Raw genomic sequence first — 21,269 nt, 5'->3', positions numbered from 1 at the left:
TCCTCGGTGCTTTCCAGGTTCCCGCTCTCGCGTTTCCCTTTCCGGCGGTTCCGACTCTATCAGATCCTTTCGGCGTCTGACTCCCAGTCAGGGGGTTTGTCTTCCCGGCCGTTGGGCCGTTCCGACGCCTCAAACCTTAGCGGATCCGCTCGGCGATTCCCAATCGGGCCGCCGGGCTTCCATTCGAATTGAATTCGGGCACGCCGAAAACAACCCGTTCGGGAGATCCTGCTGATGATGTGAGGGGTGCCGCTCGAGGCGGCGGAGGTGCTGCCGAAGAACCGTTACGGCTCTGTGGCAACCCGAAGAACTTTACGGAGCGGCCAGGGGTGTGTCAACACCACCTGTCAAGATTTTTTACGGCGAGCTCAGTCGAGGTCGCTGAGCCGGCCGCCGGCGTCCGGCTGGGCGTGCTCCACCCTGCGCAGGAGCCTGGTCAGGACCTCGCCGAGCACGGCGCGCTCCGCAGGTGTCAGGTCCTGGAGCAGGTCCTCCTCGAAGACGGTCGCGAGGCGCATGGCCTCCAGCCACTTCTCACGGCCCTCCGGGGTCAGCTCCACGATCACCCGGACGCGGTTGGACTCGTCACGCTCCCGGGTGACGAGCCCCTCGGCCACCAGGCGGTCGATCCGGTGGGTCATCGCGGCCGGGGTGAGACCGAGGCGCTTGGCGAGGTCGCTGGGGCCCATGCGGTAGGGGGCGCCGGAGAGGACGAGTGCCTTGAGCACCTCCCACTCCGCGTTGCTGATGCCCAGGCCGGCGGTCTGGCGGCCGTACGCGACGTTCATGCGGCGGTTGAGCCGGGAGAGCGCCGACACGATCTTCTCGACCTGGGGATCCAGGTCCCGGAACTCGCGCTGGTAGGCGGCGATCTGCTCTTCGAGCGTCGGCTCTGTGACGTCGGGGGCTGTGTCGGCCATGGCCGCAGTATCGCACGCAGGCCCTTTGCGTTGAAGTCCTTCCATGTGTAGTCTTTAGCTTCGAACTTTAGCTTTGAAGTCTTCAGGTCTAACTAGTGAGAGAGGTGAACGTGACCAGGGCGATGGGCGCAGCGATGCGCCGGATCCACGTGGGCAACGCACTCAGCGCGTTCGGGCTCGGCTTCACCGTCCCCTACCTGTACGTCTACGTGGCGCAGGTGCGAGGACTGGGAGCCATGACGGCGGGACTCGTGCTCGCCGTCTTCGCCGTGGCCGCGCTGATCGTGCTGCCGTTCGCCGGCAGGGCGATCGTGCGGCGCGGCCCGCTGCCGGTCCTGCTCGCCGCCCTGGTCACCGCCGCGCTCGGCGCGCTGAGCCTGGGACTCGCGGGCAACTCCGTCGCCGTACTGCTGTCGGCCGCGGCGCTCGGTGCCGGGCAGGCCGTGATGCAGCCGGCTCTGGCGACGATGATCGTGGACTGCTCCACCGCCGACACGCGGTCGCGGGCGTTCGCCATGCAGTTCTTCCTGCAGAACCTGGGGCTCGGTACAGGCGGTCTCATCGGCGGTCATCTCGTCGACGCCACGCGCGTGTCGTCGTTCACGCTGCTGTTCGCGATCGAAGCGGCGATGTTCCTGCTGCTGGTCGGAGTGATGGCGACCGTGCGGATGCCGCACTCGCCGCGGATCGAGGATGCCCCGGCCCAGTCGGCGCAGGGCAGCTGGAAGCGGCTGCTCGGAAACCGGGCGATGGTGCAGCTGTGTGTGCTGGGCTTCGTGCTGTTCTTCGCCTGCTACGGCCAGTTCGAGTCCGGGCTGAGCGCGTACGGCGTCGAGGCCGCCGGGATATCCACCTCCGCGCTGGGGACGGCCCTGGCCGCGAACACGCTGATGATCGTGGTCGCCCAGTTCGCCGTGCTGAGGTTCGTGGAGCGCAGCCGGCGGTCCCGGGTCATCGCCGGTGTCGGTCTGATCTGGGCCGTGGCCTGGCTGGCGGCCGGGTACGCGGGGCTGGGGCACGGCAGCCAGGAGATGGCGACGGCCGCGTTCGTGTCGACGTACGCGCTGTTCGGACTGGGTGAGGCGATGCTGTCGCCGACGGTCGCTCCGCTGGTCGCGGACTTGGCTCCCGAGGGGATGGCCGGGCAGTACAACTCTGCGTTTGCGCTGGTCAAGCAGTTGGCGCTGGCGGTCGGTCCGGCGGTGGGCGGGCCGCTGGGTGCCTCGCTGCACGGGCCGTACATCGTGACGTTCCTGCTGTTCTCGCTGGGGATCACGGTGCTGGCGCTGCGGCTGGGGCGGCGGCTCACCCCCGTCCAGGACCGGCCGTGGGCGGCGCGTGGCACCCGGGTGGTCGCCCGGGGCGGGACGCCCGCGGAGCCGGTGGCCGCGGAGGCGTAAGGCACCGGGTGCTGCTGCGGGGCGCGTGTGGGGTGCTGGTCGCTGAGAGGTGCCGCGTCTCGATGGCGACGGGGCTGCGGCTCCCCAGGGGCGCGGGGAACCGGGCGGCCAGCCCCCACCGACCCGCACCCGGCAACGGCCGGGTCCCCCGCGCGGCGCCTAGCTCTTCGGCAGCACGAACTCGCACCACACAGCCTTGCCGCCGCCAGGTGTCCGGCGGCAGCCCCAGTGGGACGCGATCGTCGCCACGATGGCGATGCCCCGGCCCGACTCGTCCCCCGGTTCCGCGCGCCGGCGTCGGGGAAGGTGATCGTCCCCGTCCGTCACCTCGATGATCAGGCGGCGGTCGGTGCGGCGGAGCCGGAGCCGCATGGGCGGGGTGCCGTGCTGGAGGGAGTTGGCGACCAACTCGCTCGCGGCGAGGACACCGAGATCGTGGAGCTCGACCGGGAAGCGCCAACTCGTCAGCACGCCGGAGGCGAACGCGCGGGCGCGGGGAGCCGCTTCGACGCCGCCGAGGAGTTCCAGGGCCGCGTTGCGGAAGAGGTCGCCGTCGGGGCCCGTACGGGCGGGGTGCTGGAGGACGAGGACGGCCACGTCGTCGTCGTGGTCGGCGGTGACGCCGGCCGAGCGGACCAGGCGGTCGCAGACGACCTGCGGGGAGCCGGTGGCTCCGGCGAGGGCGCCTTCGAGGGCCGCGATGCCCTCGTCCAGGTCCTCGTCGCGGCGTTCGACCAGGCCGTCCGTGTAGAGGACGGCCGTGGAGCCCGGGCCGAGGGCGATGGAGCCCGACGCGTGCATCCAGCCGCCGGTGCCGAGCGGCGGGCCGGTGGGCTCGTCGGCGCGGGAGACGGTCCCGTTCTCGTCGCGGACCAGGATCGGCAGGTGCCCGGCGGAGGCGTACACCAACCTTCCCTCGTTGGGGTCGTGGACGGCGTAGACGCAGGTGGCGATCTGGTTGGGGTCGATCTCGGTGGCGAGGCCGTCCAGCAGCTGGAGCACCTCGTGCGGGGGGAGGTCCAGGCGGGCGTAGGCCCGGACGGCCGTACGCAATTGGCCCATGACCGCCGCTGCCCGCACACCCCGTCCCATGACGTCGCCGATCACCAGGGCCGTGCGGCCGCCGCCGAGGGTGATCACGTCGTACCAGTCACCGCCGACCGCGGCCTCGGTGCCGCCGGGGTGGTAGGTGGCGGCGATGCGCAGGTCGTCGGGCTGTTCCAGTTCCTGCGGGAGCAGGGACCGCTGGAGGGTCACCGCCGTCTCGCGCTGGCGGCGCTCGCTGGCGCGCAGCCGCTCTCCGGCCTCGGCGTGGTCGGTGACGTCGGTGGCGAAGACGAGCACGCCGCCGTCGCGGTCGCCGTCCTCGTCGACCGGGGTGCAGGTGAACGTGTAGGAGCGGCCGTCCACGGCCTTGCGGGACTTCAGGGTGCGGGGCTTGCCGCTGCGCAGCACCTGGTCGAGGAGCGGGAGCAGGCCCAGTTCGGCGAGTTCGGGCAGCGCCTCGCGGGCGGGTGTGCCCATGGACCGTACGCCGAAGGCCGTCACGTAGGCGTCGTTGAGGTACGCGATGCGGTGGTCGGGGCCGTGCACCAGGGCGACCAGGGCCGGGACGCGGTCGAGGACGTCGCGCGCGGGCAGTTCGTCGACGGCGGGCACCGGGGCTGTGCCGTCGGCCCGCTGTCCGGCGCGGGCCGCGGGCACGGAGCCTTCCCCCCGCCGGTCCGGGGAGACCGGGGTCTCGTTCCGCGCGGCGGCGCGGCGCTGCGTTCCGGGGAGCCGGGCGCTCCAGCGCGTGAAGTTCACTTGGGAAGAAGCCTCGTGGGTGCTGAGGGCGGGCGGGTGGCTCGTCCGAGGACGTGGGGCAGTCTGGCAGGGGGCGCGCCGCGGCGACATCGGTCAGACGCCTGGGCGGGCCGGGTAGTTCCTTGCTCCGGTCAGGACGACCCCTTCGGGTCGTCCGAGGGGCTGTGAGGAGGCTTTCCACCGGCAGCGAGTTCGAACTCCGCTCGCGGATGTTCGAGCGAACCGAGCGAGACGATCTCCCGCTTGAAGAGTCCCGCCAGGGTCCATTCCGCCAGCACGCGGGCCTTTCGGTTGAAGGTGGGCACCCTGTTGAGGTGGTACACGCGGTGCATGAACCAGGCAGGGTAGCCCTTCAGCCTGCGCCCGTAGACCTGGGCGACGCCCTTGTGCAGGCCGAGGGAGGCGACCGAGCCGACGTACTTGTGGGCGTACGTCTCAAGGGGCTCGCCGCGCAGCGCGTGGGCGATGTTGTCGCCGAGGGTGCGGGCCTGGCGGACGGCGTGCTGGGCGTTGGGGGCGGTCTCGGTGCCGGGTTCCGCGGCGGTGACGTCGGGTACGGCGGCCGCGTCCCCGGCCGCCCAGGCGTGCTCCGTGCCGTCGACGGTCAGCTGGGCGGTGCACCTCAGCCGGCCGCGCGCGGTGAGCGGCAGGTCGGTGGCGGCGAGCAGGGGGCTGGGCTTGACGCCTGCGGTCCACACGACCGTACGGGTCGGGAAGCGCTGGCCGTCGCTGAGGACGGCGACACGGTCGGCGCAGGAGTCCAGGCGGGTGTCGAGGAGGACCTGGATGTTGCGGCGGCGCAGCTGGGTGACGGTGTAGCGGCCCATCTCCTCGCCGACCTCGGGGAGGATGCGGTCGGTGGCCTCCACGAGGATCCACTTCATGTCCTCGGGGCGGACGTTGTGGTAGTAGCGGGCGGCGTAGCGGGCCATGTCCTCCAGTTCGGCGAGCGCCTCCACGCCCGCGTAGCCGCCGCCGACGAAGACGAAGGTGAGGGCGGCGTCGCGGATCGCGGGGTCGCGGGTGGAGGAGGCGATGTCCATCTGCTCGATGACGTGGTTGCGCAGGCCGATGGCCTCTTCGACGGTCTTGAAGCCGATGCCGTACTCGGCGAGGCCGGGGATGGGCAGAGTGCGGGAGATCGAGCCGGGGGCCAGCACTAGCTCGTCGTAACCGAGGAGTTCGGCCGGTTTTCCCTCCTCGGCGGTGGCGAGCGTGGTGACGGCGGCGGTGCGCACCGCGTGGTCGACGGACGTCACCTCCCCGACGACTACGTGGCACTGGTCCAGGACACGACGCAGTGGTACGACGACATGCCGAGGGGAAATCGAACCGGCGGCCGCTTCGGGGAGGAACGGCTGGTACGTCATGTAGGGGTCGGGAGTGACGACGGTGATGTCGACCTCACCCCGCCTGAGCTCGGCCTTCAGCCTCCGCTGCAGCCGCAGTGCCGTGTACATCCCGACGTAGCCGCCGCCGACAACCAGAATGCGCGCACGTTCCTTCACCATCCCATGACGCACCCGGCGCTGTTGTTTGTCCACAGCCCCGGCAATTTGTGTGACCGGCCGCCAGGTGTGCGCACCGGCGGGAGCGGTGTCGGGGCGGGACGAAAGGGGGCAGGTCAGCGGGTGCGGGCGTGGGGGAGCGAAGGTGCGGAAACGGGACGTACGAGACCCGTACTCCGATCGGGGGGCGCACTGTGCGGAACCTGCCCCTTCTGAATTGACTTCCTCTCAACTATGTTCGTGTGTCGACGGGGTGTAGGGAATGTGGTCGAACGGGTGCCGCGACGGCCGGGCCCGGTCGAGAAGGACGTCAGTTCCACGCACTTCGGATCACTGACGGGGAGTCTCCGGGGGGAGACGTCATTACCGGGGGAAACACATGCATGTTCAGGACACGCATTGGTCATCCGCAGCCACCATCGCACCGGGTGGCGGGGCGATGAGCGCGGCGGTGGGCAACGGACGCGCGGACGCGGCGCGTACGACACCGCTGCGGGTGGACGCACAGCGCAATCTGGAGCACGTGCTGCGTGCGGCACGTGAGGTCTTCGGCGAGCTGGGGTACGGCGCGCCGATGGAGGACGTGGCCCGGCGGGCCCGGGTGGGTGTCGGCACGGTGTACCGGCGCTTTCCCAGCAAGGACGTGCTGGTCCGGCGGATAGCCGAGGAGGAGACCGCGCGGCTGACCGAGCAGGCGCGGGCCGCGCTCGGGCAGGAGGACGAGCCGTGGTCGGCGCTGTCCCGGTTCCTGCGGACGTCCGTGGCGTCGGGGGCGGGGCGGTTGCTGCCGCCGCAGGTCCTGCGGGTCGGCTCCGCGCAGGGCTCCGCCGGTCCGGCCGGGTCGGGTGGTTCGGGCGTGGCGCCCGCCGAGGAGGCCCGGGTGCCTCAGCAGCGGGTGCAGCCGGGGGCCGGTGAGCTTCGGCTGGTGCCCGGGGAGTCCGCCGGGGCCGCTGACGACGGCGGGGTCGGGGCGTTGCTCGATGTGGTCGGGCAGTTGGTGGAGCGGGCGCGGGCGGCTGGTGAGCTGCGGGCGGACGTGTCCGTGGGGGATGTGCTGCTGGTGATCGCCACGGCGGCGCCGTCCCTGCCGGATGCGGCTCAGCAGGCGGCGGCTTCCGCGCGGCTGCTGGACATCCTGCTGGAGGGGTTGCGGTCGCGGCCGGCGTAGGGGGTTCGGTAGCCGGTTGGGGGTGGGTGATGCCGTAGCCGTCGGGCTGCGGGTGCGTGGGGGCTGGTCGCGCAGTTCCCCGCGCCCCTGCCGGAACTGCGGCTCACTCATTCGAGTGGCGGCCGGAGGTCTGTGCTGACAAGGGCCCTCGGATGAGTGGATGCCGTGAACAAGGGATCCTTGAACAAAAGACAATGTGGCACTCTGAGCCGGTGACGGGTTGGGCTGGGCCGGCGTCGGGGGCTTTCCGCGATGGGCGTTGACGGGTGGGACGAGTCACGCGGTGACGACGCGGGTGCGGAGGCCGCCGCGGGACCGACCCCGCCCCAGGTGCCGAAACAGGGCGGGCGTCCGGCTTCCTCCGCCGGACGGAGCGGGAAGAGCGTGCCGGCCCAGCGCGAGGGCAGCGTGCTGCCGCCGGCCCGGGAGATGCCGCCCGACGACGGCGAGCTGATCGGGCGGATGCGCGGCGGTGACGACTCCGCCTACGCGGAGCTCTACCGGCGGCACGCGGACTCCGTGCGGCGGTATGCGCGCACCTGCTGCCGGGACGGGCACACCGCCGACGACCTGACGGCCGAGGTCTTCGCCCGGATGCTGCAGGCGGTGCGCGGCGGATCGGGGCCCGAGCACGCCGTGCGGGCCTATCTGTTGACCTCCGTGCGGCGCGTGGCCGCGCACTGGACCAAGTCCGCCCGGCGCGAGCAGCTCGTGGACGACTTCGCCGTCTTCGCCCAGCGGTCCGCGCGCGCCTCCGAGGTCTCCGACGACGGCACTCTGGACCTCGGCGCCGATGTGCGCGCGATGCACGAGGCCGAGCAGTCCATGGCGATGCGGGCCTTCCGTTCGCTGCCCGAGCGCTGGCAGGCCGTGCTGTGGCACACCGAGGTGGAGGACGAGTCCCCGAGTGAAGTGGCCGTGCTGTTCGGGCTGGACGCCAACGGCACCCGCGTGCTGGCGAGCCGCGCCCGCGAGGGGCTGAAGCAGGCCTACCTCCAGGCCCACGTCAGCGCCTCCCTCGCCGGTGACGAGGAGTGCGCCCGCTACGCCGACCAGCTCGGCACCTACGCCCGCCGCAAACTGCGCATCCGCGCCGAACGGGGCCTGCGCAAGCACCTGGAGGAATGCGCCAGGTGCCGGCTGGCGGCCGCGCAGATCGAAGAGGTCGCCGGCGGCATCCCCGGTGTCGTCCCGGTCGCGGTCATCGGCTGGTTCGGCGCCGCCGGGTACGCCAAGGCGCTCGGCATCATCGCCGGCAGCGCCGGGGCGGGGGCGGCGGGTGCCGCCGCGGCGGGTGCCGGGTCGTCCTCCGGCGGGGCCGGCGGTGCGGGCGGTGCCGCTGCCTCGGAGGGGCTCGGGGCACCGGTGAAGGCGGGGATGGCCGCCGGTGTGGTCGCGGTGGCCGCCGCCGCGGTGGCACTGGCCCTGGTGAACGACAGCCATCCGCCGGCGAAGGAGGTCGCCAGGCCGTCGCCGTCCGCGCCCGTCGTACGGCCCCCGGCGTCGACGCCGGCCCCGCCGGGGAAGAAGCCCTCGCCGGAGCCCGTGGTGCTCGCGCCCGCGCCGGCTCCCACCCCGACGCCGACGCCCACTCCGAAACCGGCGCCCAGGCCGGCTCCCAGGCCCACCCCGACGCCCACCCCCACGCCGACACCGACTCCCAGACCGACCCCGACGCCCACCCCGCCGCCCGCGCCCACCGTCTACGAGCTGAGCGACCTCGGTTACGACGTCGACGGCGACGGCACCAGGCCCGAGATCCAGCTCGCCGAGAGCAGCTGGGTGTGGCAGCGCTACGGCATGTCGATCGGCGGCGAGCAGTACGCGCGCGGGGTGACCGTGCACGGCGAGTCCTCCGTCCTCATCGCCCTCAACCGGCAGTGCACCGCCTACGACGCACTGGCCGGCGTGGACGACATGACGCTCGGCCTCGGCAAGGTGTCCTTCTCCGTCTGGGCCGACGGGGTCCGGCTGTGGCAGTCCGGGATGGTCAAGGGACACGACCGGGCCGTGCCCGTCCATGTGGACCTCACCGGGCGCAGGACCGTACGGCTCGTCGTACGGCCGCACAGCGACGTCTTCGACCAGCCGGCCCTCGCGGACTGGGCGGAGTCCCGGCTCACCTGCCGGTAGACGGGACGGCCGGGAGAACGGAAGGCCGGGAGAACGGTGGTGGTCCTCACCGGCCCCGTTCGACGGCCGCCTCCGCCGCGCCGAGCTCCCGCAGTACGTCGGCCACGCCGAGGGACGAGCCCCGGGCGCGCTCGGCCGCGTACCGCCCGGGCGACAGGGCCGCGCGGGCGTCGGCCTGCACCCGGATGGCCTCGCCGCGTTCCGGCTCGGGACGCGGATTGCCGTCGCGCCAGTGGTCCGCGGCGGCGAACAGCCGGACCGCACCGGCCAGATCGCCGCACCGGGCCCGCAGGCCGGCCGCGAGGTCCACCAGCCCCGCCGTGATCGACTCGGCGCACCGCTGGGCCACGGCCACGCGGAGCGCCTCGGCGGCGATCGGCAGCCCGTGGGCGGGGCCCGACTCGTCGGCGGCCAGGAGCGCCTCGACACTGCGCAGTGCCGCCTCGAACTGCGGTGGCGGGGTGCCGCCGCGGGCCGTGGCGCGGGTCTCCTCGTACAGCTCGCGGGCACGGGCGGTCTGCCCTTCGTGCAGGGCGATGTGGGCGCGCAGCAGCAGCACGAAGGCACGCGACTCCGGCACCCCGTACCGGTCGGCGGCCGTTCCCGCCTCCTCCAGGGCGGCCAGCGCGGTCTTCGGGTCGCCGGAGCGGTAGGAGATCTCGGCGAGCCGGGCCAGCAGGAACGGCGACTCGGCGTAGGCCCCCACCTCGTAGGCCAGGCGCAGTGCCTCCTCGTACTCACCGCGCGCCTCGGCGAACCTGCCGCGGGCCATGGCCGCCTCGCCGGCCGCGCTGCACACCTGGGCCCGCATCCAGCGGTCCCCGACGCGCCGGCTGAGCGTGCGTAGCTCGGTCAGATCCTCGTCCACGCCCCGCAGGTTGCCCGGGGAGTCGACGACCACATGGGTGCGGTACATCAGGGAGACGCCGATCTCCCAGTCACCGCCGTACGCACGGCAGTTGGCCACGGCCGCCGCCAGGTACGGGCCGACGTCCACCAGGCCGCCCAGGTAGTAGGCGGTCAGCGGCCACACGATGCCCGGGAGCCGGGCGGCTTGGGGGCCACCGCACTCGTAGGCGGCGCGGACGCGCGCGATGTACTCCGGGGCGCGTGGGTCGGCCGCGAGGTGCTCGGTGCCCGATTCGAAGGTCAGGAAAAGGTCGAGCATCCGCAGGTCCATCCGCAGCTCCCGCAGCGGATGCCCGGCCTCGCCGTCGGGCACGGCGAGGAAGGCGCCCACCGGGTCGGCCGACTCCACCAGGGACATCAGGTCGGGGCCGGCCCCGAGAGGGTCCGCACTCGCCGAGGGGTTCGGCGAAGCCGAGGGCGTCGGGGTCGCCAGGGTGTCCAGGGCCACGCCCAGGCGGAGGACCAGGCGGACCCAGGCCACCGCCTCCTGGCGGTGGTTGCGGAGCCACCAGAACCAGCCGATGGCCAGGACGATCGCGCCCGCCTCCGGCTCGTCGCCGGCGCGCACGGAGCGGTCCAGGGCCGCCCGGACGTTGTCCAGCTCGGTCTCCAGGCGGGAGATCCACGGCAGTTGGTCCCCCGACCGCAGACGCGGTTCGGCCTCCTCGACCAGCGCTCGCACCCACGCGCGATGCCGGCGCTCGGCCGTGGCACGCAGTCCGGGGACCTCGGCGGCGCGCTCGGTGGCGTACTCGTGGATGGTCTCCAGCATGCGGTAGCGCATGCCGCCGGAGCCGTCGGGGCCGCTGGGTGCGGCCACGACGAGGGACTTGTCGACGAGGGCGCCGATCAGGTCGGCCGCCGGGCCGGTGCACACGGCCTCGGCCGCCGCGAGGTCCCAGCCGCCGGCGAAGACGGACGCCTCGCGCAACACCGTGCGCTCGCGCTCGTCCAGCAGGTCCCAGGACCAGTCGACGACCGCGCGCAGGGTCTGCTGGCGGGGCAGGACCGTACGGCTTCCGGAGGTGAGCAGGCGGAAGCGGTCGTCGAGCCGGTCGGCGATCTGCCGTGGGGTCAGCAGCCTGAGCCGGGCGGCGGCCAGCTCGATGGCGAGCGGCAGCCCGTCCAGGCGGCGGCAGATCTCCGCCACGGCCCCGGTGTCGGAGAGCACCGCGTCGGCGTCAGGACGGACGGCCTTCGCGCGCTCGGCGAACAGGCGGTGCGCCTGCTCCGGGACGAGGGGCTCGACCGGGCGCACCGACTCACCGGGGACGCCCAGGGGTTCACGGCTGGTCGCGAGGATCGTGAGCCCCGGGCAGTGGGTGAGGAGGGTCTCGGCGAGGGCGGCGGCCGCGCCGATGACATGTTCGCAGTTGTCAAGGATCAGGAGTTGGCTGCGCGGGGCGCAGTACTCGATCAGCAGGGCGACGGGGTCGGCCTGCGGGGCCGCCAGCTCGTTGGTCAGCAGCACGGTCTCGCGCAGACCGAGCGCGCTGACCACGGCGCCGGGCACCGCCTCCGGATGGTCGAGCGGGGCCAGCTCGACCAGCCATGCCTGGGGGAGCCCTGCGGCGGCCTCCTCGGCGAGGCGGGTCTTTCCCGAGCCGCCCGGTCCGGTGAGCGTGACCAGGCGGGCCCTGTCCACGTCGGAACGAATGGCCTCGAGTTCCGGTTCCCGCCCGACGAAGGACGTCAGGCGGGGGCGGAGATTGCCGGTGCGCTCGGGGGGTTGGGCGGGGGCCGGCGGCGTCGGCGGGGACGCTGGGGTCGGTGGCTGCGGCTGTGGGTCCTGCTGCCTGAGCAACGACGCGTGCAGGGCTCTGAGTTCCGGGCCCGGGTCGGTGCCGAGGGTGTCGGCGAGGGTGCGGCGGGCGGACTCGTACGCGGCGAGGGCGTCGGCGGTGCGGCCGGTGTCGCGCAGGGCCCGGATGTGCAGGGCGTGCAGGGGCTCGTCCAACGGGTGCACCGTGGTGAGTTCCGCCAGTTCCGGTACGACGTCCGGGGCGCGGCCGAGGTCGAGGGCGGCGGCGGCACGCGCGCGGGTGGCCTCCAGGCGCAGGGCCTCCGGGCGGGTGGCGGCGCTGCGGTCGGGGAGGTCGGCGAGGGCGGGGCCGTGCCAGAGGGCGAGGGCCTCGGTGAGGGTGCGGTGGGCGGTGGCCGGGTCGCCGGTGGTGAGGGCCTCGGTGCCGGTGAGGACCAGGCGCTCGAAGACGTACAGGTCGACGTCGTCCTCGGTCGCCTCGAGGCGGTAGCCGCCCGGGGCGGAGGCGACGGTGTGGTGGCCGAGGGTGCGGCGGAGGCGGCCGACGAGGGCCTGGAGGGCGGCGGGGGCGTCGCTCGGATGGTCGTCGGCCCAGATCTCGTCGATGAGGGTTTCGGGGGTGGTGGTGCGGCCTGGGCGCAGGGCCAGGGCGGTGAGGAGCGTGCGCAGGCGCGGGCCGCCGATGGGTACGGGGGTGCCCTGGCCGTCCGCTGCTTGGGCCACGCCCAGGATTCTGTACCGCACCTGGTCATTGTCGCGGGGGTGCGGGGTGGGGGGCACGGGGGTTTCGCCGGCGGCGCCCGACCGGTGCCCGGCGCTGGGGCGGGGCGGCGCTGGGGTGGGGCGGGCCGAGGTGGGTCGCTCACCGGCGTCGCGGGGACCAGCGTCCCCGGCCTTCACGCGCCGGAGGCCAAGGCTCCCCTCCTCGGCTGGATCCCGGAGGGCACCGCACGCGCTCGTGCCGGAGTTCCCGTCCAGCACGTTCCGCGGCGGGAGAGCAGGCGGTGGAGCCAGAGTTCGAGGGAGACGAGGTCGGCGAGGCCGTCGAGGGGGAGGGGGTCGCCGCCGGCGGCGGCGCGCAGGGCCTTGCGGATGACGCGGGCCTCCACCAGGCCGGCGTCGGCCAGCAGGGGGGTGGCGAAGAGGTCCTGGAGGGGGTCCGCCGCCACGCGCAGGCCCGTGCGTGCGGCCGCGGCCGAGGAGGCGTGGGAGGGGGCGCCCCAGCCGGGCGGGAGGTCGGTGACGCCGGCGCCCTCCAGGACCGTACGGAGGATCGAGGAACGAGCCCCGGGCTGGACGCGCAGGGCCTCCGGGAGGGCGCGGCAGGCGCGGACGACCTGGTTGTCGAGGAACGGCGCGTGCAGGCGCTGGGAGCGGATCTCGGCGGCCTGTTCCAGGACGCGCAGGTCGGCGGCGTGGCGGGCGAGGGCGGCACGCGCGCGGTACTCGCCGGGACGCTGGACGCCGGTTGCCGAGCGGTCCGCCTCCGCCTGCAGCAGAACCGATACTTCGGCCAGTGCCTCCCCCGTCAGCCAGCGGGCCGCCGGCCCGGGTCTGGCCCAGGTCAGCGCGGCGAGGGACGCGCCGACCGCTCCCCCGGGCTCGTCGAAGTGGCGCCGCATCAGCCGCTCGGCCAGCACCTCGAGGCCCGTCCGGTAGGGCGTGCGGGCGAGCCGGCGGGCGGCGCCGTACACGCGCGCGGGGACCATCACCGAGCCGTCGGCCTTGGCGAGCGCGGCGACCGGGCGGACCAGATGACGCCGTTTGCGGTCCATCAGGAGGTCGGCGAGGCGGGCGGGGTGGGCGTCCAGGACCTGGCGGGCGCCGTGGCCGGTGAAGTGGTCAGCGCTGCCGGCGGCGAGCCGGGCGCGGTGCCGGACGGCGGTCACCAGCGAGGGTCCGGGTTCGTCGGTGAGGGGGCCGTCGAGGTCGGCGTACGGGAGGGTCTCCTCGGCGCCGGTCACGACGACGTGGTGCAGGCGCGGGTTGGCGGCCAGGGCGCCGGCGCGCTCCAGTTCGGCCTCGCGGCCGCCCACGGCCAGGTCGTTGAAGGTGACGGCGAGGAGCCGTTCGCCCGCGCCCGTGCCGTGGCCGAGGAGTGTGCCGGGTCTGCCGGGCAGCCCGGCAGCCAGCAGCGCGAGGGTGCCGGAGGCGGGGCCGCCGGAGAGGTCGGCGCCGATGCCGGGCACGGGCATCCCGCGCCGGGCCCGGCGCTCGGCGGGGCCCATGCCGGGCACCGGACCGGGGTCCAGGTCGGGCACGTGCCGGGGCGCCGACAGCCGGGTGCGGACCGCCTCCACCAGGGCGTCGCGTACGGCGTCCACGGCGCGGTCGGGGTCGGCCGGGGACGCGGCCACGGCGAGCGAGGCGACCGGCTCGTACCCGGCGATCTCGCGCATCCCGGCGCGCAGTACGAGCGCGTGCCCCGGCGGAACGCGCCGTACGCCCTCGTACGGTGTGGTGTCGCGCAGCGCGGCCGGTACGTCCGGGGCGGCGAGCAGGGCGGCCAGGTGGCCGAAGTCGAGGTTGGCCTCGATGAGGTCGGCGAGGGGCAGCGCGGCGGTGGCGTAGGCAGTGCCGCCGGCCCAGGGGGTGTGGAACACCGGGCGGGCGCCCGCGAGATCGCCGCAGACGGTGATGCGGCGGCCGACCTTGACGACGGCCGTGTAGCTGCCCGGCCAGGCTGTCAGATGGCGCAGTGCGCCCCCGCGCGCGGTGAACAGGCCGCGCCGCAGCTCCTCGTCGGAGGCGCCGCAGATGCCGAGGACGGCGATGCGGTTGTCCGCGTCGGCCTTCACCACGCGCAGCTCGTCCGGGCGCCAGTCGCCGACGGCCCAGAGCGGATCCGGGTCGCCCCACAGGAGTTGGGAGCCGACCGGGTGCAGCGTCTCGCCGTCGTAACCGGTGGCGCCCGCGGAACCGATCCCGGCGGCGCCCGCGGCGGTGCTGCTCCAACCCACCAACCACCGCATCGACGCCTCCACAGGCTGTGGACAACAGTGCACCGTACGAACCGGATCCCCATGCTGCCATGAGAGGCGCGTTGTGGAAGTGCGGCGGCACCGGCTTCGATCGAGGGAAATGCCCAGCGGGCAGGGGACGGGGGCGACTCGAATGCGCCCCCTGAACGCTCCCCCAAAACGCCCTTCACGCCCTCAAGTTGCATGGTCGGAGCACATGTCGACCACGACAGGCGGGGACTATTTTCAGCCAAATATGCTGAACGGAGCCGGACTTGAGCACGCTCCGTACAGGCCTGCGGAGCGCGTGGCGGCGCGAACACGCGCACAGTCCGGGAGGCGGGCATCGCCTCCCGGACCGGTCCGCCACCCGCGGGGATGAAGGTGGCGGTGTCCCCCAGCCCACTGGATCCAGTACAGCGGGCCGACCCACGCAAGAGCCATGGAACCGCTCCCGAGATGGCCGGAGAAGAGCGCACGGACGGGCGCACGGCCACACGCACGGGGGCACGAGGCGGCAGGCCGTGCACGGTGCGTACAGGACCGCGCTTCCGTACGGACCACAATCCCGCCAACCGGAACAATGCCCCTTAACGCTTGGGATGCGGCGAACTACGCTGGGTTTACGAATGCCGCATGGTTATGCCAGCGCGGCAGCCGTCTGTGTCGAGGGGTGGCGCATGTCCAGGGAGCAACGCGGGCCGAACGAAAAGCTCGGCGCCGTTCTCGCCCTCGCGGGAATCAGCAACGCAGGACTCGCCAGGCGCGTCAACGACCTTGGGGCGCAACGCGGGTTGACTCTTCGCTACGACAAGACCTCGGTGGCGCGCTGGGTGTCGAAGGGGATGGTGCCGCAGGGTGCGGCGCCGCACCTCATCGCGGCCGCCATCGGCCAGAAGCTCGGCCGCCCGGTGCCGCTCCACGAGATCGGCCTGGCGGACGCGGATCCCGCGCCCGAAGTGGGCCTCGCCTTCCCCAGAGACGTCGGACAGGCGGTGAAGTCGGCGACGGAGCTGTACCGTCTCGACCTCGCCGGGCGCCGGGCCGGCTCCGGCGGCATCTGGCAGTCGCTCGCCGGATCGTTCGCAGTGAGCGCATACGCAACGCCTGCCTCGCGCTGGCTGATAACCCCCGCCGACAGCTCGGTCGCGCGGGAGGCGGGCTCCGCCGAGGGCTCCGGCGCACCGATCAAAGTCGGCCACAGCGATGTGCGCAAGCTGCGGGAGGCCGCCGAGGACGCCCGGCGCTGGGACTCCAAGTACGGGGGCGGGGACTGGCGTTCGTCGATGGTGCCGGAGTGCCTGCGGGTGGAGGCAGCGCCGCTGCTGCTCGGCTCCTACTCCGACGAAGTGGGCCGCGCGCTCTTCGGGGCGTCCGCCGAACTCACCCGGCTCGCCGGGTGGATGGCCTTCGACACCGGTCAGCAGGAGGCGGCACAGCGGTACTACATCCAGGCGCTGCGGCTCGCGCGCGCGGCGGCGGACGTCCCGCTGGGGGGCTATGTCCTGGCCTCCATGTCCTTGCAGGCGACGTATCGCGGCTTCGGCGACGAGGGGGTCGATCTGGCGCAGGCCGCGCTGGAGCGGAACCGCGGGCTGGCGACCGCGCGCACGATGAGTTTCTTCCGGCTGGTGGAGGCCCGGGCACACGCGCGTGCCGGGGACGCGCAGGCGGCGGGTGCTGCGCTGAAGGCGGCCGAGGGATGGCTGGAGCGGTCCCGGGAGGGGGACAACGATCCTTCTTGGCTTGGTTTCTATGGATATGATCGTTTTGCCGCGGATGCGGCCGAATGCTACCGGGACCTGAAGGCCCCCCGGCAGGTGCGGAGGTTCACGGAACAGGCCTTGTCCAAGCCGACCGAGGAGTTCGTACGGTCGCACGGCCTGCGGCTGGTCGTCTCGGCCGTCGCCGAGCTGGAGTCCGGGAACCTCGACGCCGCCTGCGAGCAGGGCGTGCGGGCCGTGGAGGTGGCCGGTCGGATCTCGTCCGCGCGCACGACCGAGTACGTGAAGGACCTTCTGCACCGGCTGGAGCCGTACGGGGACGAGCCGAGGGTGGTGGAGCTGCGGGAGCGGGCGCGCCCGCTGTTGATGGCTCCGGCCTGAGAACCGTCACACCCGCGTTTGAAGGCGTTGTCAGTGGCGCAGTGCACTATCGAGGTGGGAGGTGGTGCAGGTGCCGGTCGGGGCCTACGACTGTGATGTGCTCGTGGTCGGTGGGGGGATCGTCGGGCTGTCCACGGCGTATGCGATCACGCGGGCCGCACCGGGCACGGCGGTCACCGTGCTGGAGAAGGAGCCGGGACCGGCCCGGCACCAGACGGGGCGCAACAGCGGGGTCATCCACAGCGGGATCTACTACCGGCCGGGCTCCCTCAAGGCGCGGTACGCGGTGCGGGGCGCCGCCGAGATGGTCAAGTTCTGCGCCGAGTACGGCATCGCGCACGCCGTCACCGGCAAGCTGATCGTCGCCACCGAGCGGGAGGAGCTGCCCCGGCTGCACGCGCTCGTGCAAAGAGGCCGGGAGAACGGGATTCCGGTCAGGGAGCTGGGCGCCGCGCAGATCGGTGAGTACGAGCCCGAGGTGAGAGGGCTGGCCGCCATACACGTCGGGACCACCGGCGTGTGCGACTTCGTCGGCGTCGCCCGGCAGCTGGCGCGGGCCTCCGGGGCCGAGATCCGCTACGGCGCCCGGGTCGTACGGATCGACCGGCGGCCGGAGCGGGGCGTGGCCGTGCTCACCTCGGGCGGAGACGTCGTACGCGCGCGCGTCCTGGTGAACTGCGCCGGGCTGTACTGCGACGAGATCGCGCGGCTGACCGGGGACGAGCCCCCGGTGCGGATCGTGCCGTTCCGCGGGGAGTACTACGAGCTGGCGCGGCCGGAGCTGGTGCGCGGCCTGGTGTATCCGGTGCCGGACCCCGCCTTCCCGTTCCTCGGGGTCCATCTGACCCGGGGCATCGACGGCGGCGTGCACATCGGCCCCAACGCGGTGCCGGCCCTGGCCCGGGAGGGGTACGGCTGGGGGGTCCTACGGCCCCGGGAGCTGGCCGGGACCGTGGCATGGCCGGGGTCGTGGGCGATCGCCCGGCGGCACTGGAGATACGGCGCGGGGGAGCTGCACCGCTCGCTGTCGAAGGGGGCGTTCCTGGAGGCGGTGCGCAGACTGCTGCCCGGGGCGGAGGCGGACGACCTGGTGCGGGCCCCTGCCGGGGTGCGGGCGCAGGCGGTGTTGCGCGACGGGACGCTGGTGGACGACTTCCTCATCCGAGAAGGGAGCCGGGCGGTGCATGTTCTCAACGCGCCGTCCCCTGCAGCGACCGCCTCTCTGCCGATCGGTCGGGAGGTCGGGCGGCGGGTGCTGTCCATGCTCGGGGCGCTGTAGTGGCCGTACCAGGGAGCTCGCCCCCGGCCCCCGTCCGCCCCCTGGTGGAGCGCCGTAAAATCGGAAGCACTGTGTCTGACTTCCTCAACGCCCCCGAAGCCCCCTCGCCGGCCCCCCACCCCCCCGGCGCGTCCATCCGGCATACCCGGGCCAAGGGGGAGCCGCGGTTTCCGGACGGTCCCAGGGCGGACCCCGCCGGGTCGCACTTCGAGCGGCGGATCCGGAGTTTCCAGCCGCGGCGCAGCCGGGTGACCTCCGGGCAGGCGGACGCGCTGCAGCGGCTGTGGCCCACGTGGGGGCTGGACATCGACGGACAGCGGGTCATCGACCTCCCCGAGCTGTTCGGGAACGACAGGCCCGTCGTCCTGGAGATCGGCTTCGGGATGGGCGAGGCCACCGCGCGGATGGCGGCGGCCGACCCGGACACCAACATCCTCGCCGTCGACGTGCACACCCCAGGGCAGGGCAATCTGCTGGCTCTCGCCGACCGCAACGGGCTGTCCAACGTCCGTGTGGGCAACGGGGACGCGATCATCCTGCTCCGGGAGATGCTCGCCCCCGACACGCTCGACGGGCTGCGCGTGTACTTCCCGGACCCCTGGCCCAAGAAGCGGCACCACAAGCGGCGGCTCATCCAGCCCGAGTTCCTGACCCTCGCCGCGACCCGGCTGAAGCCCGGCGCGCTCGTGCACTGCGCGACCGACTGGGAGCCGTACGCCGAGCAGATGCTCGAGGTGCTCACCGCGCACCCCGACTTCGAGAACACGCAGGCGCACGGCGGTTTCGCAGCACGCCCCGAGTTCCGGCCGCTGACCCGTTTCGAGGGGCAGGGACTGGACAAGGGACACGTGGTGAACGATCTGCTCTTTCGTCGCGTACCCCACCAGGACCGATAATCCGCTCCAGCCCCTCGTCCCGTCACCGTTAGGGTCGATGCCGTGGCCACCAGTCCTCCGTTTCCGACGTATCCGCCGGGTCCCCACGGCCCCGTGCCGTTCCGCCATCCGCACTGGTGGCAGCGCAGGTGGGTGCGGTACGGGGCACTGATCACACTGCTCGCGCTGTCCGGGCTCGTCATCCTGGCGCTGGTGCGCAGACAGACCGGTACCGAGGGGTTTCTCGTCGGGCTCGGTCTCGCCGTGCTGCCCGTGCCGTGGCTCATAGCGGCTTTCCGGTGGCTGGACCGGGTCGAGCCCGGCCCCTGGCGGAACCTGCTCTTCGCGTTCGCCTGGGGGGCCTGCGCGGCGGCGCTGATAGCCATCGTCGCCAACAGCTTCGCGACGAAATGGATAGCCACCGCCACGGCCGATCCGGCCAGTGCGAACACCCTGGGCGCCACCGTGATCGCGCCCATCGTGGAGGAGTCCGCCAAGGCCGCGGCCGTGCTGCTGGTCTTTCTCTTCCGCAGACGTCACTTCACCGGGATCGTCGACGGGGTGGTGATAGCGGGCATCACCGCCACCGGGTTCGCGTTCACCGAGAACATCCTCTACCTGGGTACGGCCTTCGGGGCCGACCAGCTCAGCGGCGGCCGCGGCATCCCCTCCGTCACCGCCGCCACCTTCTTCGTGCGCATCGTGATGTCCCCGTTCGCGCACCCCCTGTTCACCACCATGACCGGCCTCGGCTTCGGCATCGCCGCGCTCTCCGCCGAGCGGCAGCGCGCCCGGCGGGCGCTGCTGCCGGTCTGCGGTCTGCTGCTCGCGATGAGCATGCACGCCTTCTGGAACGGCTCCTCCACCTTCGGCGAGTTCGGCTTCTTCGCCGTCTACGGCGGATTCATGGTGCCCGTGTTCGGGCTGCTGACCTGGCTCGCGATCTGGACGCGGCAGCGGGAACTGCGCACCGTGCGCGAGGAGTTGCCGGCGTATGTGCTGGCCGGGTGGCTGGGGCCGGCCGAGCCGTTCGCGCTCGGGTCGATGCGGGCCCGGCGGACGGCCCGTGACTACGCCCGGCACCACGGCGGCAAGCCGGTGGCGCGGGAGGTGGCGCGCTACGAGACGGACGCCACCTCGCTCGCGTTCCTGCGGCGCCGGGGGCGTCAGGGGAAGGCCGGGGCCGACTTCGTCGTACGGGAGCGGGAGCTGCTGGACGAGCTGTGGAAGCGGAGGAACGCGGCACGGCCGGCGCTGGAGTATGCGGCGCGGATGGCTCCACCGGTTCGGCCGATGTACGCGGCGCCGGTGCCGATGCCCACGGCGTATCGGCCGGGGTACGGCAGTCCGGCGGCGCCCTACTCTGCTTACAACCCGTATCAGTCGTGACCGATCGGGTGGCGGAGGGTATGGCACCGCCGGAATCCGCCGTCGTGGCCGAGCGCCGTTGCGGCGGAGGAATCAAGCCGGCGGGAGGGCTCAGGCAGACGCTGCCGTCAGCCGCGCCAGCTCCTCCTCCGTCAGCTTCAGGTCCGCCACGGCCAGGAGGGCCGGGAGCTGGGCCGGCGTGCGGGCCGAGGCGATCGGGGCCGTGATCGTCGGCTGGGCCGCCAGCCAGGCGAGGGCGACCGTGGCGACGGGGGCGTCGTGGGCACCGGCGATCTCGTCCAGGGCCGCGAGGACCTTCTGGCCGCGCTCGGTCTCCGCGTACTCCTGGGCCCGGCCCGCGCGGGCGCTGTCGACCTTGGTGCCGGGGCGGTACTTGCCGGTCAGGAAGCCTGCGGCGAGGGAGAAGTACGGCACGGCGGACAGGCCCTCCTTGGCGGCCAGGTCCTGCAGCGGGCCCTCGTAGGTGTCGCGGGAGACGAGGTTGTAGTGGGGCTGGAGGGCGACGTAGCGGGCCAGACCCTCGCGGTCGGAGACCTCGAGCGAGGCCTTGAGGCGCTCGGGGCTGATGTTGGAGGCGGCGATGTGGCGGACCTTGCCCGCCTTCACCAGCTCGTCCAGCGCGCCGATGATCTCCTCGACCGGGATCTCGGGCTTGTCGAAGTGGGTGTAGTAGAGGTCGATGTAGTCGGTGTCCAGGCGGCGCAGGGAGGCGTCGGCGGCGGCCTTGATGTTGGCGGCGGACAGGCCCTGGAACTCGGGGTGCTGGCTGACCTTGGTGGCGATGACGACGCGGTCGCGGTTGCCGCGGGCCTTGACCCACTTGCCGATGATCGTCTCGGACTCGCCGCCCCGGTGGCCCTCGATCCACGCCGTGTAGGAGTCGGCGGTGTCGATGAAGTTGCCGCCGGCCGCCGTGTAGGCGTCGAGGACGGCGAAGGAGGTGTCCTCGTCGGCGGTCCAGCCGAAGACGTTGCCGCCGAGGCAGAGCGGGAAGACCTGGAGGTCGGAGGAGCCGAGTGTGCGCAGAGAGGTCATGCTCTGTGCCAACGCCGGCG

The 21,269-nt window shown here is 73.1% G+C and carries 13 protein-coding genes; 7 read left to right on the top strand and 6 right to left on the bottom strand.

What is annotated here, in order from left to right:
* Positions 1-368 precede the first annotated feature (368 nt).
* Positions 369-920 carry a MarR family winged helix-turn-helix transcriptional regulator gene (locus ACWDEN_RS40290; RefSeq protein ID WP_351622066.1) on the bottom strand — a complete coding sequence of 184 codons (552 nt, stop codon included), beginning with the start codon at positions 918-920 and terminating at the stop codon, positions 369-371.
* A 110-nt stretch (positions 921-1,030) separates the two neighbouring features.
* Here ACWDEN_RS40290 and ACWDEN_RS40285 point away from each other — a divergent pair, with 110 nt between their 5' ends.
* Positions 1,031-2,320 (top strand): MFS transporter, encoded by a 1,290-nt coding sequence (locus ACWDEN_RS40285; RefSeq protein ID WP_351622063.1) that lies wholly within the window; start codon positions 1,031-1,033, stop codon positions 2,318-2,320.
* Between the two features lie 159 nt (positions 2,321-2,479).
* Here ACWDEN_RS40285 and ACWDEN_RS40280 read toward each other — a convergent pair whose 3' ends face one another.
* Together ACWDEN_RS40280 and ACWDEN_RS40275 are read right to left on the bottom strand one after the other, a co-directional pair.
* Positions 2,480-4,126, bottom strand: coding sequence for an ATP-binding SpoIIE family protein phosphatase (locus tag ACWDEN_RS40280; protein ID WP_351622055.1), 1,647 nt, complete (start codon positions 4,124-4,126; stop codon positions 2,480-2,482).
* Positions 4,127-4,257: 131 nt separating this feature from the next.
* On the bottom strand, positions 4,258-5,637 hold the full coding sequence (locus tag ACWDEN_RS40275) for an NAD(P)/FAD-dependent oxidoreductase (RefSeq protein WP_450862923.1): 1,380 nt from the start codon (positions 5,635-5,637) through the stop codon (positions 4,258-4,260).
* Positions 5,638-6,013: 376 nt separating this feature from the next.
* Between ACWDEN_RS40275 and ACWDEN_RS40270 the strand changes: the two genes are divergently transcribed.
* Complete coding sequence (locus ACWDEN_RS40270; protein WP_351622050.1) at positions 6,014-6,802, top strand: TetR/AcrR family transcriptional regulator; 789 nt, start codon at positions 6,014-6,016, stop codon at positions 6,800-6,802.
* 252 nt (positions 6,803-7,054) lie between these two features.
* A complete protein-coding gene (locus ACWDEN_RS40265; RefSeq protein ID WP_450862920.1) occupies positions 7,055-8,935 on the top strand; it encodes a sigma-70 family RNA polymerase sigma factor in 1,881 nt (626 codons plus the stop codon).
* Between the two features lie 46 nt (positions 8,936-8,981).
* Here the strand turns inward: ACWDEN_RS40265 and ACWDEN_RS40260 are convergent, their stop codons facing one another.
* Positions 8,982-12,350: a BTAD domain-containing putative transcriptional regulator gene (locus tag ACWDEN_RS40260; protein ID WP_450862919.1), complete on the bottom strand. Its 3,369-nt coding sequence runs from the start codon at positions 12,348-12,350 to the stop codon at positions 8,982-8,984.
* Positions 12,351-12,502: 152 nt separating this feature from the next.
* Entirely contained in the window at positions 12,503-14,578 is a 2,076-nt protein-coding gene (locus ACWDEN_RS40255) for an asparagine synthase-related protein (RefSeq protein ID WP_450862917.1), read from the bottom strand.
* A gap of 668 nt (positions 14,579-15,246) precedes the next feature.
* On the opposite strand from ACWDEN_RS40255, the gene ACWDEN_RS40250 reads away from it, so the two are divergent.
* The 4 genes from ACWDEN_RS40250 to ACWDEN_RS40235 all read left to right on the top strand — a co-directional run bounded on the left by ACWDEN_RS40250 (position 15,247) and on the right by ACWDEN_RS40235 (position 20,214).
* Positions 15,247-16,671, top strand: a complete 1,425-nt coding sequence (locus tag ACWDEN_RS40250) for an MFS transporter (RefSeq protein WP_208900045.1) — start codon at positions 15,247-15,249, stop codon at positions 16,669-16,671.
* Positions 16,672-16,732: 61 nt separating this feature from the next.
* Entirely contained in the window at positions 16,733-17,950 is a 1,218-nt protein-coding gene (gene lhgO, locus ACWDEN_RS40245) for an L-2-hydroxyglutarate oxidase (protein ID WP_351600609.1), read from the top strand.
* Positions 17,951-18,021: 71 nt separating this feature from the next.
* The gene (gene trmB, locus ACWDEN_RS40240) at positions 18,022-18,846 is read left to right on the top strand and encodes a tRNA (guanosine(46)-N7)-methyltransferase TrmB (RefSeq protein ID WP_450862914.1); all 825 of its coding nucleotides are present in this window, start codon (positions 18,022-18,024) and stop codon (positions 18,844-18,846) included.
* A gap of 42 nt (positions 18,847-18,888) precedes the next feature.
* Positions 18,889-20,214 carry a PrsW family intramembrane metalloprotease gene (locus ACWDEN_RS40235; protein WP_351600615.1) on the top strand — a complete coding sequence of 442 codons (1,326 nt, stop codon included), beginning with the start codon at positions 18,889-18,891 and terminating at the stop codon, positions 20,212-20,214.
* Positions 20,215-20,304: 90 nt separating this feature from the next.
* On the opposite strand, the gene ACWDEN_RS40230 is transcribed toward ACWDEN_RS40235, so the two are convergent.
* Entirely contained in the window at positions 20,305-21,249 is a 945-nt protein-coding gene (locus ACWDEN_RS40230; RefSeq protein ID WP_450862912.1) for an aldo/keto reductase, read from the bottom strand.
* Positions 21,250-21,269 lie beyond the last annotated feature (20 nt).

The sequence above is a fragment of the Streptomyces sp. NPDC001153 genome (assembly GCF_053598315.1).
Note: the sequence above shows the minus strand (reverse complement) of the source record. Positions and strands in the feature narration are given on the sequence as shown.

Excerpts from the sequence above, each read along its gene's own strand:
- ACWDEN_RS40290 (WP_351622066.1), bottom strand. The coding sequence starts at position 920 with ATGGCCGACACAGCCCCCGACGTCACAGAGCCGACGCTCGAAGAGCAG.
- ACWDEN_RS40275 (WP_450862923.1), bottom strand. The coding sequence starts at position 5,637 with ATGGTGAAGGAACGTGCGCGCATTCTGGTTGTCGGCGGCGGCTACGTC.
- ACWDEN_RS40270 (WP_351622050.1), top strand. The coding sequence starts at position 6,014 with ATGCATGTTCAGGACACGCATTGGTCATCCGCAGCCACCATCGCACCG.
- ACWDEN_RS40265 (WP_450862920.1), top strand. The coding sequence starts at position 7,055 with ATGGGCGTTGACGGGTGGGACGAGTCACGCGGTGACGACGCGGGTGCG.
- ACWDEN_RS40255 (WP_450862917.1), bottom strand. The coding sequence starts at position 14,578 with ATGCGGTGGTTGGTGGGTTGGAGCAGCACCGCCGCGGGCGCCGCCGGG.
- ACWDEN_RS40250 (WP_208900045.1), top strand. The coding sequence starts at position 15,247 with ATGTCCAGGGAGCAACGCGGGCCGAACGAAAAGCTCGGCGCCGTTCTC.
- ACWDEN_RS40230 (WP_450862912.1), bottom strand. The coding sequence starts at position 21,249 with ATGACCTCTCTGCGCACACTCGGCTCCTCCGACCTCCAGGTCTTCCCG.